The organism is Luteolibacter luteus (assembly GCF_012913485.1).
GTDB lineage: Bacteria > Verrucomicrobiota > Verrucomicrobiia > Verrucomicrobiales > Akkermansiaceae > Haloferula > Haloferula lutea.
Genome location: NZ_CP051774.1, coordinates 3,039,058 through 3,056,884, shown reverse-complemented (window position 1 = coordinate 3,056,884; position 17,827 = coordinate 3,039,058). Strand labels below are relative to the sequence as shown.

Here is a 17,827-nt window from a genome sequence, read left to right as displayed (position 1 = left end):
AGGCAGGAAGGCCGATTCCGCCAGCGGAGTTTGCGGAGGATGCGTGAACTCCGTAGGAAATTTCCTGCGCACAATTCGCTGTGAGTCAGCACTATGCGGATTCCATTCTCACCCATCCACGATTCCGTTTTTCGCGTGGAAAATGAGGTGGCCGGTTGAATGGGTCGATTGTCCGCTTCCAGTTTCCCCGTGGAAAACAGCCCTGAAGAAGCGCGCCCACCGCATGGGGATCGTGTGAACCCGAATCCTAAGGCCTCGCCGCCCACGCCAAAATTTCTTCGCGGGTCTTCGGGCCGGGGATTATCTCGAGCTTATCGCTGGCACCGGCAGCACGATAGGCAGCCTCAATGTCGGCGGTGGGGAACTTGCCTTGGGTGTTGTAAAGGAGGAGCCGGTTCGGGGCGGCAAACATGGCGGCGCCTTGGTAGGTCCCGATGTTACGGAGACCGGGCGCAAAGAGGCCGGGCTTGAGAAGCGTCTCGTCAGCCGAGGGATCGAGGCCATTGCAGTCGATCGCGACGGCATCGGCGACAGGTGCGGCCATGAGGGAGGAGATGGCAGTAGATCCGCTACCAAGCAGGATCACACGCCCTGCCAAGCGGGTGCGCCGGGCGTTTATCACTGCGGAAATCAACCGGTCACTCGCTTGCTGCAGAGCCGTCCTGTTATAACTCGTGTAGAAGCCGGAGGTCTCATCGCGGTCAGGCTCCTCCGTCCAAGGAAGGCGAAGGAATGTAAGGGCTTCATGGTTCTTCGCGGGAGAGCCGGCCTCGCCGCCAAGCTCGACGACGAGTGCTTCCTTGGGCTTCTCATTTCCCGGTTTCACGGAAGCGCTGATGGTGCTCGCAAAGCCCGTTCCCGGACGCCAGTCGGTCTGCACAATATGCTGCCATGCTGGCGCCATGAATTCCTTGAATCGCACCAAGCTTTCTTTGTCTTGCGGGAGGAGCTTCTGCCATGTCGCGCTACGCTCTGCCTTCCTCGCGGCAATGAATTCTTCCATCGTCAGCGCATCATCCGGCAGCTTGCCATCAGGGAAGACGCGGAGATCCACGTCAGCTTCTTTTTGATAGGGCTGCTCTTTGAGCGAGGAGAGATCGGGATTTTCTAACAAACGGTGGCCGAGCCAATCGTAAACGGCTTCGCGACTGGTCTTGTTGTAGTTGTGGCCGAAGTCGAAGCGAACGTACTTGAAGCGATCCTCCGCGTTCAGGAGCTTGTAGATGCTTGCGATCGCGGGACCTTCCTTCTCCATCGTGGTCTTCGTCCAATCCCCGGTGGCTCCGACGATGAGCTGCGGCCGTGGTGCGGCGGCAGCGGCGATTTCCATGTTCGAGTAGTCGACACGCAGACCGGGTGCGTTCTCGCAATTGCAGCCGCCCTGCATGCTGTGGCTCACCATCACCACGGGCACCTGGGCGGCGAGGCGATCGTCAACCGCGCCCAAGACGAAAGTCTGCGTCCCGCCACCGGATTCGCCGGTGCAGGCCAGCTTCTTCCGATCGACATCGGGAAGGCTCTCAAGGAAATCGAGGGCGCGGATGCTATTCCACAGTTGCAGGCCCATCGCATTGATGCCCCAGAGCTCGTCGGTACGAGAAGTGCCGTACTTCCGGTGGACGTCGGGGTCCCCGGCGAAGCGGGTGTCATTGTAGCCCACCATGTCGTAAGAAAAGGCGATCATGCCTTGGCGGGCGAAGCTGATGCAGCGCGCGGGAATGCTGCCCGCTTCTTCGTCCGCAAGGCGGCCATTGTCCCAGTGACCGTGGGGATTGAGGATCGCGGGGAACGGGCCGGAGCCCTTGCCAAGCGGGCGATACAGGTTTCCGGCGAGGTAGAAGCCGGGGTAGGTCTTGAAGTAGACCTTCTCCACCGAATAGCCATCGCGCTCGATCTTGCCAAAGATTTTGGCGCCCAGCGCCACCTTGTCCGGCAAGGGCCAGAGGCCGCAGCTCACGAGGATCTGCTCGCGGATGTCCTTGGCGCGGGACTGCCACTCTTCCCGAGAATCGATGGAGGGAAACTCGCGCGGAGTGTTCAGGGTGACCGGGTCGCCGTGAAGAGCGGTGATGAGGGAAAGTGCGAGGAGAGCCCGGAAGTGCATCATGGAGGCTAGGATACGGGTGCTCGCCGGGTGAAGCTTTTAAGGAACAGGAACTTTCTCAACTCGTTCCACCTGGGTGCCCGACCACTCAGGCGAGCCCGGTGGCTTGCGGTCCCGGGTATGCCCGCATCGTCTCGCCAATTTCCTTTGGCAAAGGGCCCGTCCGGTGCGATCACCCGGGCGTGGAATCGATGGAAGAAATCGTGGCCCGCGAAGTGGGCGCGGAAGGTCTGGCCGCAATGGTGGCCGCCTTTTACCGGCGGATGAAAACCGATGACCTGATCGGCCCGCTGTACCCGCCCGATGACTGGGAAGGTGCCGAGAAGCGGCTACGGGAATTCTTCCAGTTCCGCTTCCTCGGCCACACGGACTACATCGAGGACCGCGGCCACCCGCGGCTGCGCATGCGCCATCCCTTCGCAATCGGTACCATGCACGCCAAGCGCTGGGTGGAGCTGATGGAAGCCTCCATGGACGAATGCGGCACGAGCCCGGAGGCGCGTGCCGTGTTGTCGCCATTCTTCGAGCAAGTCGCGGACTTCCTCAAGAATCGTCCTTACTGAGCAATGCGGTCCGCCCAGATCTTCAGGCCGTTGCTATTCGTGCCTTCGAAGTAGTCCGGCTTCTTATCTTGGATCACCACGGTATCCACGATTCCTTGGGAACCCCAGGTCACGCGATACTCCCGCTTGCTTCCAGCCTTCGAGACGCACTTCCAAGTTCCCCGGCCGCTACCGACGCGGACTGTGCCGTCCTCGTTGAAGGTATAGGTCGCACGCGGACCACCACCCCATTTCCAAGGACCAACGATCGGGTCGACATTGGCCGATTCCATGGTCGGCGTTCCAAAGGGATTACTGCTTCCGGCCGGTTTCTTTGCGGCCATGCGATCACCCGAGATCGTATCGCCGTTCTGGTTCTTGCCCGTAAGCGCCTCCCCATCCGGAGAAAGCATCAGGGTGTCGACCCAGTTTCCACCGTCCCAAGTGAAGACATACTTGCCCTTATCAAGGGACCAAGTGCCCTTCATGCTGTTTATCTCATTGGTTACGGTGCCATCGGCACGGACATCGATGACCTCATCGTGGATCCACTTCCAGCGGCCCACGACCGGATCGGTGATTGCCAGCGTGTCGCGTGAAACCACGCCGCTCTCGGCATTTCCGACGCCCTTCAGCCACTGGTCGAGATCGGCCGAAAGCTTGATACGGGATTCCAGCGAGCGCTTCTCCTCCTCGTTGGCGGCCTTGCTCATCGCGTCATTCACCCGGGTAACGTAGGCATCGCGGATCTTCTTTGCCTCCGCCTTGAAGGCAGCATCGATGGTCGCCTGCTTTTGCGAGCAATACTCGACGATCTTCGCCATGCGCTCGGAGAGACGGATGCCCGTGACCTTCTCCGGCACACGGCCGCTCTGGGCACGCTCCTTCAGCTTTCCGACGTGCTCTTTCCAAGTGGATTGCTCGTTTTTGCTGAGGTCGCCGAACCACGTGTCGATCTGCCACGCAAAGTCCTTCGCATTCTTCGCGAGATCGGCCTGGCGCTTCTTATCATGGTTCGCGAGCAGGCTCTTCGCCTTCTCCTCAAGTTCCACGATCGCGGGAGGCAAGGTCAGCGGCACCTCCGGGGCACCGGCATCACCTCCACTGGAACTGGCTCCGGAAGCCGTCCACTCCACGATGAAGCCCGGAGCAAAGTCGTCGCGATAGGCGGTCATCCAGCCAGAGCCGGGAGAAAACTTCACGTAGGTGCCAAGGCCATCCACCTGGGTTTCATCCGCCCACTGGGTGAACTCCCACGGCACCTCCTTGTTCCACTTCCACTGGTCGTTTTCCTTCTTCGCCCCGATCCAAAAGGCGCCCTTCGAGTTGAAGGAAGACAGCTTGTCATCAAGCCAGGCATTCTTCTCCTCGTTATCGAGGATCACGAGATGACCGTGGGCCTGCTCCGCAAATTCCTCCGCCTGCTTCGCGCTGGCTTCGATCGGGGCAAGATAGATCAGGTGTCCTTCATAGGAAAGCGTCCCCGGCGGGAAGGCGGGCTTGCCCTCGGCGATGCTCTCACCCGTGCGGCGCAGCATCGCGGCCACGCTCGCCGGATTCGATCCGTCCTTCTCCCACTGGATAATGAAGGGATAGCGGTCCACCGCTTCGCGGGCTTTCACCACGCCTTCGCCATCAAGGACGGCAAAGGAGCCAGCGCCGACGGGCTTCGAGGTGGCAGTCCATTCGCTGCCATTCATCGATGACCAGCCGTCCTTGCCCACGCGGCCGACGCCGAGCCAGAGACCCGGATCGGCACCCGATTCCCCGGCAGGCACGAGCGCTGCGAGCTTGTCGAGATCCTTGTCCCCGGTAACCACGAAGAGATGCCCGCCATGTGCTTCGGCAAAGGCAGTGGCCGCCGCCCATGACATAGGCGTGGGGACAACGAGAATGTCGGTGCCATTCATCGCGATGCTGCCGGAAGGCATTTCACCACGCTTGCCCGCGGCAAGATTCGACTTCAGGCGTTCGAGGGATTTCAGCGGAGACTCCGCAGGCTTCTCGCGCTCGGCCTTCGGCTTCACCGGCAAGGCGGAATCCTGCGGCTTATCGGCAACAGGCTTCGAAGCCTGCGCGTTCTGCGCGGCTTGATTGGCTTGGGCCTGCAGCTGGGCCTTCTGGGTCTCCATGCCCTGATACTTGTTCCATCCCACCGCGGCGATCACGACGGCAGCTGCCGTCAGGAGCAGCCCCTTGACCATGCCGCCGGAACCACTGTCCGCGGGCTCATACGATGAAGAACCGCCACCCATCATGGCACCCACACGCCGGACACGGCGTCCGGCAGGCGCAGGCGTGGCAGCCGCGGCCGCAGCACCGGTCGCCTTTCGCAGCCACTCGTCCAGCGCCGCGGAAAAGGCCTCTGCGCTCTGGTAGCGGAGATCCGCCACCGGATGCATGGCTTTTTCGCAAATGCGGTCCAATGCCGGATCGCATCCGGACACGGTGGAAGCGGGCGGCTGATATTCGTAGGGCGGGCAACGCCCGATCAGAAGTTCGTAGAGGATGACGCCGAGTGCGAAGAGGTCCGAACGGCGATCCGCGTGGTCGGGGTGGCGCATGATCTCCGGAGCCGCGTAGCCCGGAGTACCCATGAGAATCCCGGAGCCACCCGAGCCCGCCGGGCGTGCCAAGCCGAAATCACCGATCTTCGGCTCCGCCTTCGGGGTGAGAAGAATATTCGCCGGCTTGATATCGCGGTGGATCACCCCGTTTTCGTGGGCGTGCGCGAGACCGTCGGAAATCGCCTTCACGATGGTAACCGCCTGTACCGGCTCGATCGCCGTATTGTAGGCGGAATGGAACAGGGACTTCCCGTTCACGTATTCCATGACGATATAGGGCATACCCTCTACATCCCCGAAGTCATAGACGCCGATAAGATTGGGGTAGTTGAGACGGGCCATCGCCTTTGCCTCGGTCTCGAAAGACTGGCGGAACTCGGGGTCTGCACCAAGTTCGCGCGGCAAGATCTTGATCGCAACATCCCGGTCCAAGCTGCGCTGGCGCGCCTTGTACACGGCACCCATGCCGCCTTGGGCGATAAATGCCTCGAAATCATAGGCCGGCAGGAGCTCGGCAAGATGTTCGAGAGAAGGAGCTTGGAAGGAGTCGGCGCTCATGGAAGGGAAGGGCGTTTCGAGGTATCAAACCCGCTCACTATTGGCTAGTGGAACGCGGGCCTCATTTCATAACGACACGACGCAATAGTTCAGTCGCACATTCATCAAATCTTCACACAGATGACACGGGGTCCGAAGATTTCTTGGGAGAGATTAAGCAGAAGCGTGCATTTTCCGTGCCGGAGAAGGAACCGCAGTACCCTCAGACGAAAAAGCTGCGGGAATGTTCACCATGATGCGGGTCAAATTTGCCACCTGCAGATACGCCCGCGAGGCCCGCTTGTTTCACAAGCTTGCCCGGGATTTTCATCCTCCGGGTTGGTTTGCCCCAATGGCTGCCCTATTACCCCTTGGATAGCCCGGCGTCCGTGGATCTCCGCGACGGATAACTTGCGCGCGAAAGCCTTCGCGATCCCGGGCCCCGGCCTTTTCGAACAGGTCATCCCGGCACCCAGCGCTTCTGGGCAGCCCCACTTTGGAAAATCTCCTGTTATCAGTCCTGCCGCAGATAAGTTCCGGCTTCCCCGTGCGTGCAGAAGACGGTCGTTGATTTCACCGGCTGAGAGGCAGCGAGGGGGCGTCCAACCGCCTTTACTTCCGGAGCCAAAGGATAGAGGCCAGAAATCATACCCGAGCACTTGTCTGGAGTTTTTACTTGTCCGTCTCCGCATGCCTCATCTAACTGCGTTTGACTGGTTATCTCCTAACCCACGAAAAGAAACCTCCTATAGAAACATGAATCCGTTTTTGGTGCCACCGCCCTTTGACCCAAAGGGCAGCTCTCCGAGCTCGACTGGCGATTTGGAACCCATGTCTTCGCTTTCCCGCCGCTCCTTCCTCAGGCGCAGCGGCGGAGCGACCGTTGCAGCCTTGGTCGCTGCCGGCATTGGAACCCAGCGCGTCCATGGACAAAGCCCGTACGTCCCTACCAGCGAAATCCTCGATGAAATCGGCGATGCGATTAGCGACTTGTGGGACAGTATCTTCGGCGACGACGATCCACCGTCGACTGTGCCTCCTTCGACCACCCCGCCGAACCCACCGGAGCCGCCCGAACCCCCGGAACCCCCGGAACCGCCGAAGGATCCACTTTGCACCCATGAGAACTCCGAGGAAACCACTTCCATGGACTCTCAGGGTCGACACTGGTATCGCTGCCTGAACCCCAATTGCCCCACTGGCGGCTTCTGGTCGTTCTAAAGGCAGGCTCTTACCAAGGCTACAGAATTGACATGCCACCCGTGAAACCTCACTTGGTTTCGCGGGTGGCTTCTTATTAGCATCCGCCATTTCCTGCCATGACTGCGAAATTCATCAAACGGGGCTCGATCCTCGTCCTTGTTGCAACCATCGCTGGCTGGGCGATTTATGTTGGAACGAAATCCCCGGCATCCACGGGAGATCATGGCAGCACCGCCAGTCAAATCTCCGGGGGAGCGCCGACGGGAGGCTCCACCGAGGGAATGGCGGGGAGGTCTGACACCAAGCGCCCGCGGCCGAATCTCCGGAAACCACCGCTGACTCCGGAAGAAGCCGCCAAACGGCTGGCAGATGCCAAACTGATCATCGATATTAGGGAACGGGCCCGGGTTTCCAGCGAGATCATCGCCGAGTTGTGCGCAGCGGGGCACCCCGAGGAAGCGTGGAAATTGATCGACCAAGGATTGGGACAGGCCCGGAGCTGGCAGCTAGAAGCATTCTTCAAAGCCGCCCCTCTCTCTGACCAAGAGCTTTTCGCGAAGTTCAAGGACTTGAACAACGCAGCGGAGATCAACACCGGACTCGACGGCCTCTGCAAGCGCCATGCCCCCGAAGAACTCGTGGGCTATCTTTCTTCCCCCGAGTTCCGGGCATTCTCGAAAACCTTGGAAGAACAAGGGATGTGGAAGAACGGGATGGCCCGGTCCCTATCCCCTCTCCTTCAGGTTTATCTCTACGACGCGGGAACCTCGGACTTGAGTGCCCAGAAAAAGAGGATGGAGACCGTCGTGTCTGCCTACCAGAACAAGCTCCTCACCCCCGACATCATGGTGGAGATCATGAAGAACGGAAATCTCATGGAGCCGGCCGACAAATTGGAGGCCATGAACCAGATCAAGGATCTAGGCGACCCCAAGAATCAGCTCCAGATCTACCGCAGCCAGCTCCTCGGGGAGTTGGTACGGAAGAACCCCGAAGCTGCCATGTCCACGGCACTGAAAGGTGAGGGAAAGCAGGGCATCCTGGACGCAAGTAACGCGGTAAAGGCATGGCTGATCGCTGATGCAGATGCGGCCGCAGCGTGGTATAACCACAACTCTTCATCCCTGACTCCTGCCAAGAGAGATGCCGTGGCCTCCGGCTATTTCAGAATGGCCATGGACTCCGGCGAGTACGAGTCGGCTAGCCAATGGATCGGCCAATTCAGCGATCCGAAGGTCAGAAGCTCGGGGCAGAAAGCCTTGGAAGCCCGGATGAAGAAGGCAGCCAACTGACATTCCGCCTTTTCCGCGGCCTTCCTGAAGAGGCTGAATCCCGATCGCCCGAAAGACACGCGTCCGGTGCAGGCTTTCCAAGCAGGGCCAGCTCGGCCCTGCGCCCACCTGTTTCAGCGTGTCGGCGGCGGATTGATCGAAGGCGGCAAGGGCGGCGGCAGCGGAGCCGGAGCTTCCGGCTTTTTCTCGGACGCTGGTGCCGGAGGAGCCGGTGTCGCACCCTTCGGCTCGACTTTCTCGACCTTCTCCGGAGCTGGCTTTTCCTTCGCGGCCTTTGCCTTCTGGTAGGCTTTCCAGCCGTAGAAGAGCGCGCCAACTACCACGGCCACGACAAGGATATGAACGAGCAGACCCCAATCGGTATCGCTCTTCTTCTTCTTGTGCACGACCGGCACGTGGGCCGCGCGACGCTGGGGCACGGCGGCTCCCGGACGCGCCCCGGCCACCCGCGGCGGCCGCTGCATGGTCCGTAGCGCCTGGGTCGGCGGATCAGGGATCGCCCAGCCTTGGAGATCGATCGCCATTTGCTCGGCGCTATCGTAGCGCTCCCGCGGATTGCGGGCAGTCGCCCTGGCCCAGATCTTATCGAGCTTCTTGTCGCAGCCCACCACCGTGGAGGGCGCGGGCAACTCCTCGTCATCTTCCGGACGATGGCCGGTGAGGAGTTCGTAAAGAATCACACCCACCGCATAGATATCCGTTTTCTGGCTGGCATGCTCCGGATCATCGTAGATCTCGGGTGCGGTGTAGCCCGGCGTGCCCATGATCAGGCCCGGATGATCCGCATCGGCACGACGCGCGAGGCCGAAGTCGCCGATCTTGGGTTCCGCCTTGTGGGTGAGCAGAATGTTCGCCGGCTTGATATCGCGATGGATCACGCCGTTCTCGTGCGCGTGGGCGAGGCCATCGCAGATGCCCTTCACGATCGCCGCCGCCTGGGGCGGATCGACGGCAAGGTTGTAGGCGGAGTGATAGAGGGACTTCCCGTTCACATACTCCATCACGATGTAGAGCATGCCATCCAAGTCGCCGGAGTCGTACACCCCGATGAGGTTCGGGTGATTGAGGCGGGCCATCGCCTTGGCCTCGGTTTCGAATGACTTGCGGAATTCCGGATCGTCCCCGAGTTCGCGCGGCAGGATCTTGATCGCCACATCGCGATCGAGCGCTTTCTGACGGGCCAGGTACACCGCGCCCATGCCTCCCTGTGCAATGAAGGAGTCGAACTCATACGCGGGCAAAAGCTCGGCGAGGGCTTCCAGCGTCGGGGCTTCGAACGAAGAACTCATCGGAAATCTACTTGGAAAAAGCGGTCGCCAATGGATTTGGCGGGTTGAAGCCCTGCATGCAATTCATAACGGCGCATGATAGACGATCCACTCCGGCACCTTGATCACGAAATTGTACAGCACGTGCAGCAGGATCGCCGTGGCAAGCCGTCCTGACGCGGCGTAACACAGGGAACAGGTGGCACCGAGGATGCCCACGGAAATCAGGCCGTAAGCTCCGTACTGGTAATGCACGACCGAGAAGACCGCCGCCGAGATCAAGGTGGCGGCGGGCACGCGCATCCAATTCGCCAAGGAGCGGAACAAAACCCCGCGATACAGAATTTCCTCCGCAATAGGTGCGGCAATGCAGGCCGAAAGCACCGCGAGGACGAGTCCCCATCCACCGGCCTCTGCTTCCGAAAGACCCCCGGTGGGATCGGGCGGCATCGCATCCGCCAACCCGTACTTGAGGATTTGGTCGGCAATGGTCAGCAGCGAGAAGGTCCCGAGCACCAGAAAGAGATCCGGACGACTCGTAAGCCCGAGGCGATCCGTCGCATGCCGGCCGCGCCGGAAAAGAAAACCGAGCGCCACCAAGGCCGGCAGGAAACGAGCTGCGGAATCCAAAATCGCGAGCACGGGTGGCTCCAGGTAAATGGGTTCGGCTCCTTCGATCGGCAGTCCCCGGAGGATCTGGCTGATCAGATTCTCGAATCCCACCGAGGCGAGGTAAGCGAGGAAGAAGACACCCAGGCCCACGGTGAGCGGCCACTGGCCAACATACCCCCTTTGACGCGAGCGCAGGGCCTGGCCGTAGGAGCGGAAGGTACGGGGGATGAAAAAGACGCCGATGATCGCGAAGAGCCACACCGCCCCACGGGTGACGACCACGCGCAGGGCAAGCTCGTGGTTCCTGCCGTCTTCTTCCGCAGGGCTGGCTTTCAGCACGATCTCGCTGCTGCCAAATTCACCGAAGGACATCAGGTATTCACGGTCCCACCACGCATCGCGTCCTTCCGAGACACGCTCGATGATGACGCGGGGATCCGGCGGCCCGGGCAAACCGAGATCGCTGAAGGCTCCGCGGGTCGGATTCTGGCCTTTGTGAAGCGCGTCGAGAATCGCGAGCGCGTAGGCTCCTTCCTGATCGAGGGCACCTTCCTTCCCGAGCTCCGCCAAGGACCGGATCGACGTTTCCACCGTCTTCGGAACGCTGTCGATCAGCAGTGCGGAGCGCACCATGGGAGGCAGCTTCTTCATGCCCTCCGCCAAGCGCAGATCGCGGTCGATCTTCACCAGCGCCATCCGGCAGGCCCCGTCCTCGTAGCCTTGCTCCGCTCCGAAATGATTGTCCCACAGCCAAACCCCCATCACGAAGATCAGCAGGGCCAGCACCGGCTCCGGCACGTGCCGTCGCAGGATCTGGCGATAGGGGTTTCCTGCCTTGGCCGCTCGCGATTCGATGGGCAGGATGATCCAGATTTTTTAGAAAATCGCAAGCTTGCTCGATATTCAGCGTCACTTAATTAAAAAGATCCCGACCCATTTCCCGCTGGCCCCCTGCCCGGCCCGCTCCCAAAGTCCGCCTGTCGCCTCATGTTTGCAGCTGCCCTTGTTACCGCGGTTTCCGAAATCGCATCCGCCGCATCCGCTGGGCCGGATCTTGAAAGCCGGGTGATTCTCGGGACCTTCATTCTCGCCGGAGTCCTGTTCGCGGTCCTTTTCTCCGTTCGCTACGCGACCGGGACGCTGCGCTTCTCTTCCCCCAGTCCCTTGCTGGAACCCGAAGCCGCAGCGGCTTTCCCGGCCCCGGCCCAAGGGGCAAGTCTTCCCCCTCCCCTCCCGCAAGCCACGTCAGAGCCCTTCAGCCCCTACGCCTGGTCCCCTGCGACAGCCCCCGCTGCGCCTGAGCCCGCACCCTTCGTCCCCGATCCCACGGCGAAGGGCTTGCAGAAGTACTTCCGCGTCCCAATCGCACACTACCGGCTCTTCGACCTGCTGTTCATCGGCATGGTCTTCCTGATCTACTGCGGGCTCACCACCGGCGGTGGTGGTGGCCAAGAGGTTCCCTTGGAACAGAAGTTCAAGCCCGAGGTGCTGATCGCCTCGATGTTCTTCCAGCTCCTGCTGATGGGAATGACCTGTGCCTTCGTGGTGCGCCGCATCAAGCAATCGGAGTGGCTGGGCCTGCGTTGGAAGCAGTGGTGGCTCGCGATTGCCATCGCGCCGGTAACCGTCTTTTTCGTCTGGGGAGTGCTGCTGGCCATGCATCTCAGCGGCTTCAATGTCTGGCTGGAGCAGACTCTCGGCATCGAGTCGATGCAGCAGGAAGCGGTCAAGCTGCTCCAGGAGGCAAAGGATCCCGCGATCATCATCCTGATGGGCGTCGCGGCGGTGATCATCGCGCCACTCACCGAGGAAGTGGTCTTTCGCGGCTACCTTTATCCCGCTGCCAAACGCTTCTGCGGGGCCTATGGCGCCATGATCTTTTCCTCCCTCGTCTTCGCGGCTGCACATGCCAACGCGATGGCACTCCTGCCGCTCTTCATCTTGGCGATGCTGCTCTGCCTGATCTATGAGCTCACGGGCTCGATCTGGGCGACCATCTCCGTTCACTTCCTCTTCAATCTCGCCACCGTGACCCTGCAGCTCTTGGTGAAATACGGCATCATCGACGCCCCGCCACCCGGCTCATGAAATGAAAAAGCGTCTGTGCGATCTTGGTGAGGACGCGCTCATCGCGCGCATCTTGAAAGACTTTCCCGGCGGCGGCTCGCTCAGCGTGGGACCCGGCGATGACTGCGCGGTGGTGGATCCCGGACGCGGTCCGCTGCGCCTGCTGAAGACCGATGCCATCATTGAGGGCATTCATTTCCTGCCGGATGAAGACGCGGAGAAAGTGGGCTGGAAAGCCGTGGCACGCGTGCTCAGCGACTTCGCCGCGATGGGCGGCAAGCCAGAGCATCTGCTGGTGACCGTGGCCGTGGATCCGGATCGGGAAGTCGTCTGGATGGACCGGCTTTATCGCGGGATCCGCAAGTGTCTGGCGAAGCATGGCGGCCTGCTGGCTGGCGGCGAAACGTCCAGCCTGCCGCAAGCAGGGGCGGTGATCTCCGTGGCGGGAGAAGGCAGCGTGGAGCGAAAGAAGCTGGTGCTGCGCTCCGGTGGGAAGCCGGGCGATCTCGTGGTCGTGACCGGACGTCTCGGCGGCTCGATCCGGGGCAAACATCTCACCTTCACCCCGCGTCTCGAAGAGGCAGCCTGGCTGGTGGAGCATCTGCGACCGACGGCAATGATGGATCTCTCCGATGGTCTTGCGAAGGACCTGCCCCGCCTCGCGGCCGCCAGCCGCTGCGGCTTCGAGTGCAGCGGTGATCTCCCTCTCAACAAGGGCTGCACCCGCGAGCAAGCGCTCGGCGATGGCGAGGACTACGAATTGCTCCTGACGATTCCCGGAAAGCGCTGGGAGGCCGCTGCGGACGCATGGAAGCAAAGCTTCCCCAAGCTGCCCCTTACGGTGGTCGGCCGCCTCACGGAGCCCGGCAAGGGCATGAAACTCCAAGGCGGCTGGGATCACTTCAAGCCTGCCACCTGATTCCGGTTTCATTCACGCGCATGCGCCGGACGCAACATTCCATCATCCCATGAAATCCCTCATCGAAAGCTACTACGCCGCCTTCAACTCCGGTGACCGCGAAGCCATGCTCGCCATGCTCGCCGAGAACGTGGTCCATGAGATCAACGAAGGCCACGCCGAGACCGGTCGCGATACCTTCCGGGCCTTCTTGCAGCGCATGGACCTCTGCTACGAGGAAAGCGTCGAGGAATTGGTCATCTTCGGCCACGAAGGCGGAGAACGCGCCGCCGCCGAGTTCTACATCCGCGGCAAGTACGTCTCCACCGACGAGGGCCTGCCCGAAGCCACCGGCCAGGAATACTACCTGCGCGTCGGAGCCTTCTTCGAAATCGCGGATGGCAAGATCACGCGGGTGACGAATTACTATAACCTTCGTACTTGGCTCCGCCTTGTCGGCGCTTGAGTGGTAGCCGGCAGGGCACCGCGACCCGCGGCGGGTCCGCCGAAAATGTAGCAGCGCGTCTCACTCCCCTTTTCCCTCCTTCAGCGACTTCGATGCTTCCCGACGACTGCGCCATACCACCAGCCCACCCCAAGCCATCAGATACAGCAGAACCGCCGCCCAGGCGGCAATGGCAAATTCCCTCGTGTGACCCGCCTGCTCTTCGCCGAAGAAGAGCGCATAGGGCTTCCGCATGAAAACACATCCTTCCCCCTCCCAACGATCCGGCAACCAACGCCAATTCAAGCCTTCGTCGGTTCCTTCCCTCTCATCCCCGAGTAGCTTTCTCTGCAGGACGTAGAACTCCCCGTCACCTCCTCCCGCCTGGAAGCTTCTACCCTTCCCCGTCACCCAAGACACCTCGTAGTCGTCATTGGTGAAGGCGAGCCAGCCCCAGAGCAAGCCGATGAGACCCGGCCAGCCGAACCAGAACCACGGGGAGCGCCACCATCGCCTGCTCTCTCCCCGGCAAGCCGTCGCTGTCGAACGAAGGACCATGGAGGATTACTCTCCTTTTCCTTTCTCAAGCAACTTCAAGGTCTCTTCGGTGGTGGCGATCCGGTTCTTCACCATGTCTTTCTTCCACTCCGGCCATCTCGCCTGAATCTCTTTGAAGAGCTCGAGTGCAGTGCTGTACCCTTCCCTAGCCTCCTCGGGCTTCGTTTCCTTTAGCCTCTCGGCTTCTTTGTACCGCAACCAACCTTCGAAATAACGATCCGAGGGATCGTCTTCCCAAGGCTTCTCTTCATTCATCCGCGGTGAATGCACCTTAGAGCGGTCTTCGCTGTGGACGGCGGAGGGGGCCAAGACAAGGAGGAGGTAAAGGGTGGCGAGCGCAGGTCTCATATCGGGCGAAAGCGGCTTCCCTCTCCCCTATCATCTCCGGTGAGATGGAGGCAAGAGCTCCCTCTCCAAGGCTTCCATTGACCGGAAGCATGCAGCCCTTCGGTCTCTCCATCCATCATGCGGATCCGTATGGAATCCCAGACCTCGGACACCCGCTCCCACCTGCCATTGGCAGTTGAGCTCGCGCTCCAGTGCGAGGGTGTCGATCGATCTAGAGAGCGATCAAGGATACAAATCCCAGAGGCCATCCCAGAAGATCTTGGAGCGGCACCAAGGCTTGGGCTTCCACCTAGGCTACTCATCACGCCTTCCCGATCTCGCCCCTTTTGCCCGCTCCGTGGCTCCATACTACCGCCCCCAAGCCAAAACGGCAGATAGAGGAGGATCAGGAACCAATATGCGATGAATAGGGTGAAGCCTCGCTTCTCTCTCCTAAGTTCGGTCGCTCGGTGAAAGACCGTAATAGGCTCCTCAGGTTCCAAGGTTCCAAGATAAAGTCTGGTCTCCTGCTTCCATCCGGGAGGGGTCCTTTCCAAGCGAAGATAGCTGAAAAAGACGCAACCAGGACCGTGCGCCAGAACGAGGGATCTTATTGGAACCTCTCCATTTAGTGTTTCCGACGGTCCGGGGCACAGCCAGCCAAACGAACAGCAAGAATACCAAACCAAGTAATCCCAACCAGAATACCCACCGCGACCGCTACACGGTCTTCCTTCCGTGAATTCCGTGATTCATCCTCATTCCTCCGCCACCGCCTTGCTCCGCTCCCCGCGCTCCATCCACACCGCGAGCACGGCAACGTCCGCAGGAGTGATCCCAGAGATCCGTCCCGCTTGACCCAAGGTCGCGGGACGAACCCTCCCGAAGTTCACCTGAGCCTCCTTCTTCAGACCACGGATCTGGCTGTAATCGAGGTCCGCAGGGATGCGCTTGCTCTCATGCCGCGCCATCCGCTCCACCTGCACCTGCTGACGCTGGAGATGGCCTTCATACTTCAACTCGGTCTCGATCAGCGGCCAAAGTTCCACGTGGAACTTTTCGCGGAGCTCTTCGGGCAGGAGATCATGGGTATTCTCTACCCGGCGGAACCAGTGGTCGATCTTTACGCCCTCGTGGACGGTCTGACGGGACCAGCGGATGGCTTTGTCGAGCTGGGTCTGCTTCTCCGTGACCCGGCGCGCCCGCTCTCCACCGGCCAGTCCGGCCTCCGCTGCAAGGGGCGTGAGGCGGAGGTCGCAGTTGTCCTGACGGAGGAGCAGGCGGAACTCCGCCCGCGACGTGAACATCCGGTAGGGCTCAATACAGCCCTTGGTGACCAGATCATCGATCATCACCCCGAGATAGGCTTGATCCCGACGCAGGATGAAGTCCGGCTTCCCGGCCACCTTCAGCGCAGCATTTGCGCCGGCTAGCAGCCCCTGCCCCGCCGCCTCCTCGTATCCCGAGGTTCCATTGATCTGCCCGGCAAAATAGAGGCCGGAGACCTGCTTGGTCTCTAGGGTCGGGTGAAGCTGGGTCGGCGGACAGTAGTCATACTCCACCGCGTAGCCCGGACGCAGGATCTCACACTTCTCCAAGCCCGGGATGGTCCGCAGAAAATCGAGCTGCACCTCATAGGGCAAGGAGGTGGAGACGCCATTCACGTAATACTCGTGGGTGTGCCGTCCTTCGGGCTCGAGGAACACCTGATGACGCTCCTTCTCCGCGAAACGGACTACCTTGTCCTCGATCGAGGGGCAGTAGCGGGGCCCCACGCCCTCGATCACCCCGCAATACATGGGAGACTTGTCGAGATTCCCCCGGATGATCTCATGGGTAGCCGGATTGGTATAGGTCACCCAACAGGGCATTTGTTCCACGTGGAACGCGGAATCACCCCAAGGATTCAGGGTAAAAAGGTCGTCCTTGCCCCGCTCCAGCGTATCCGCAAGGTAGGAGAAGAGCGGCGCAGGGGTGTCCCCGTCCTGACGCTCACAGACGGACAAATCGAGGGATCGCCCGTTGAGACGGCAGGGAGTCCCCGTCTTGAAACGTTCCACGTGGAACCCGAGCTTCCGGAGCGAATCGGAGACAGTGGAGGTCGCATCCCCCATACGGCCGCCCTTCTCGTTCTTCAGACCGACGTGCATCAGACCCCGCATAAAGGTGCCTGCGGAGAGGACAATGGCTGAAGACTCAATGACCATGCCCAAGGAGGTGCTGATCCCGGTGACTTGGTCATTTTCGACGAGGATCTCGGCCACGTTCCCTTGGTGGAGGTCGATACCCGAAGTGGATTCCAGTACCCACTTCATCCGGAATTGGTAAGCCTTCTTATCGCACTGGGCGCGAGGGGCCCGGACCGAGGGACCCTTAGACGCATTCAGCATGCGGAACTGGATGCCGGTGGCATCAGTATTCAAGCCCATCGCCCCGCCCAAGGCATCGATCTCCCGCACCATGTGGCCCTTTGCCAAGCCACCGATCGCCGGGTTGCAAGACATCTGGCCGACGGTGTCCAGGTTCTGGGTCAGCACCGCCACCTGCGCGCCCAGACGGGCGGCAGCAAGGGCAGCTTCCACACCGGCATGGCCGGCTCCGATGACGAGGACGTCGTAGCGCTTGGGATAGCGGAACATGAGCTAGGGGCGCGGACCCTAGCCTATTGCCGGGGAAGAACAAGATCGGGTAGAGGAGAAGGACGCAGGTGTTCCACGTGGAACTTTCCAATCCCGGGAAGCTCCCGAGACGCGCCCGGAGGCTCCCAAGCCCATCCAAGGAGACACTTTCTTGCTCCTCTGCCAGTAGAAGCATCCCTCGTCCCATGAGAAGCTCCATGGAAGCGATGCACTCGAGCTTCCAACCCCGCCTCCTCATCCTCATTTCGACCCCGGTTCCATCTTGAACCTCGATGCCGATGCGTGCCTCCCCGCCTGTTATTTATCCTGATATAACAGGCGGAACAGGCGGGATCGCAGAAGCCTTCAAAAGCGGCGATCCAAGATGCCGGTGGAGGCTCTGGGCAAGAGTTCAGACAGGCGGAATACTTGTCGCTCCGTCCGGTTCGCGAGGCAGACCAGAGGATCCCCGAACTCCGCCAGCACCTGCCGACAGGCCCCGCAGGGTGAGACGGGAAGCTCCGTATCCGCCACCACCGCCACCGCCACGATCTCCTTTAAGCCGTCTGCCACGGCGGTCCCCACGGCCACGCGTTCCGCGCACATGGTCAGTCCGAAGGACAGATTCTCGACGTTGCAACCGGTGATCACCTTCCCACCTGCCACCAACGCCGCTCCCACCGCAAACTTCGAGTAGGGCGCATAGGCCTTCTCCCGGGCCTGCCATGCAGCCTCGATCAGCGCGTCCCAGTCCATGGTCCTAGCAGACTATGAAGACTCCGGTCCTTG

General features: G+C 60.9%; 14 protein-coding genes. 6 read left to right on the top strand and 8 right to left on the bottom strand.

Translation table 11 applies throughout. The features are described 5' to 3' along the window. Positions 1–247: 247 nt before the first annotated feature. Positions 248–2,107, bottom strand: a complete 1,860-nt coding sequence (locus HHL09_RS12775; protein ID WP_169455022.1) for an alpha/beta hydrolase family protein — start codon at positions 2,105–2,107, stop codon at positions 248–250. A 188-nt stretch (positions 2,108–2,295) separates the two neighbouring features. Here HHL09_RS12775 and HHL09_RS12770 point away from each other — a divergent pair, with 188 nt between their 5' ends. Further along, positions 2,296–2,667, top strand: coding sequence for a globin domain-containing protein (locus HHL09_RS12770; protein WP_169457747.1), 372 nt, complete (start codon positions 2,296–2,298; stop codon positions 2,665–2,667). On the opposite strand, the gene HHL09_RS12765 is transcribed toward HHL09_RS12770, so the two are convergent. Beyond that, entirely contained in the window at positions 2,661–5,771 is a 3,111-nt protein-coding gene (locus HHL09_RS12765; protein WP_169455021.1) for a protein kinase domain-containing protein, read from the bottom strand. The two genes, HHL09_RS12770 and HHL09_RS12765, sit on opposite strands and share 7 nt — an antisense overlap. Positions 5,772–6,581: 810 nt before the next feature. Here HHL09_RS12765 and HHL09_RS12760 point away from each other — a divergent pair. Together HHL09_RS12760 and HHL09_RS12755 are read left to right on the top strand one after the other, a co-directional pair. Then, positions 6,582–6,971 carry a twin-arginine translocation signal domain-containing protein gene (locus HHL09_RS12760; RefSeq protein WP_169455020.1) on the top strand — a complete coding sequence of 130 codons (390 nt, stop codon included), beginning with the start codon at positions 6,582–6,584 and terminating at the stop codon, positions 6,969–6,971. Positions 6,972–7,069: 98 nt separating this feature from the next. After that, the gene (locus HHL09_RS12755; RefSeq protein ID WP_169455019.1) at positions 7,070–8,245 is read left to right on the top strand and encodes a hypothetical protein; all 1,176 of its coding nucleotides are present in this window, start codon (positions 7,070–7,072) and stop codon (positions 8,243–8,245) included. Between the two features lie 113 nt (positions 8,246–8,358). Here HHL09_RS12755 and HHL09_RS12750 read toward each other — a convergent pair whose 3' ends face one another. Together HHL09_RS12750 and HHL09_RS12745 are read right to left on the bottom strand one after the other, a co-directional pair. Next, on the bottom strand, positions 8,359–9,534 hold the full coding sequence (locus HHL09_RS12750) for a serine/threonine-protein kinase (RefSeq protein WP_169455018.1): 1,176 nt from the start codon (positions 9,532–9,534) through the stop codon (positions 8,359–8,361). A gap of 63 nt (positions 9,535–9,597) precedes the next feature. Beyond that, positions 9,598–10,923, bottom strand: coding sequence for a CPBP family intramembrane glutamic endopeptidase (locus tag HHL09_RS12745; protein WP_169455017.1), 1,326 nt, complete (start codon positions 10,921–10,923; stop codon positions 9,598–9,600). A 189-nt stretch (positions 10,924–11,112) separates the two neighbouring features. Here HHL09_RS12745 and HHL09_RS12740 point away from each other — a divergent pair, with 189 nt between their 5' ends. Genes HHL09_RS12740 through HHL09_RS12730 form a run of 3 tightly spaced genes read left to right on the top strand, consistent with a single transcriptional unit; the run spans position 11,113 to position 13,556 of the window. Next, a complete protein-coding gene (locus tag HHL09_RS12740) occupies positions 11,113–12,213 on the top strand; it encodes a CPBP family intramembrane glutamic endopeptidase (RefSeq protein ID WP_169455016.1) in 1,101 nt (366 codons plus the stop codon). Position 12,214: 1 nt separating this feature from the next. After that, the gene (locus HHL09_RS12735) at positions 12,215–13,111 is read left to right on the top strand and encodes a thiamine-phosphate kinase (protein ID WP_169455015.1); all 897 of its coding nucleotides are present in this window, start codon (positions 12,215–12,217) and stop codon (positions 13,109–13,111) included. A gap of 49 nt (positions 13,112–13,160) precedes the next feature. Continuing rightward, positions 13,161–13,556, top strand: coding sequence for a ketosteroid isomerase-related protein (locus HHL09_RS12730; RefSeq protein WP_169455014.1), 396 nt, complete (start codon positions 13,161–13,163; stop codon positions 13,554–13,556). A gap of 60 nt (positions 13,557–13,616) precedes the next feature. Here HHL09_RS12730 and HHL09_RS12725 read toward each other — a convergent pair whose 3' ends face one another. The 4 genes from HHL09_RS12725 to HHL09_RS12710 all read right to left on the bottom strand — a co-directional run bounded on the left by HHL09_RS12725 (position 13,617) and on the right by HHL09_RS12710 (position 17,794). Further along, positions 13,617–14,093 (bottom strand): hypothetical protein, encoded by a 477-nt coding sequence (locus HHL09_RS12725; protein ID WP_169455013.1) that lies wholly within the window; start codon positions 14,091–14,093, stop codon positions 13,617–13,619. 6 nt (positions 14,094–14,099) lie between these two features. After that, on the bottom strand, positions 14,100–14,441 hold the full coding sequence (locus tag HHL09_RS12720) for a hypothetical protein (protein ID WP_169455012.1): 342 nt from the start codon (positions 14,439–14,441) through the stop codon (positions 14,100–14,102). 737 nt (positions 14,442–15,178) lie between these two features. Then, entirely contained in the window at positions 15,179–17,059 is a 1,881-nt protein-coding gene (gene mnmG / locus HHL09_RS12715; RefSeq protein WP_169455011.1) for a tRNA uridine-5-carboxymethylaminomethyl(34) synthesis enzyme MnmG, read from the bottom strand. A gap of 345 nt (positions 17,060–17,404) precedes the next feature. Beyond that, positions 17,405–17,794 carry a cytidine deaminase gene (locus HHL09_RS12710; RefSeq protein WP_169455010.1) on the bottom strand — a complete coding sequence of 130 codons (390 nt, stop codon included), beginning with the start codon at positions 17,792–17,794 and terminating at the stop codon, positions 17,405–17,407. Positions 17,795–17,827: the final 33 nt, after the last annotated feature.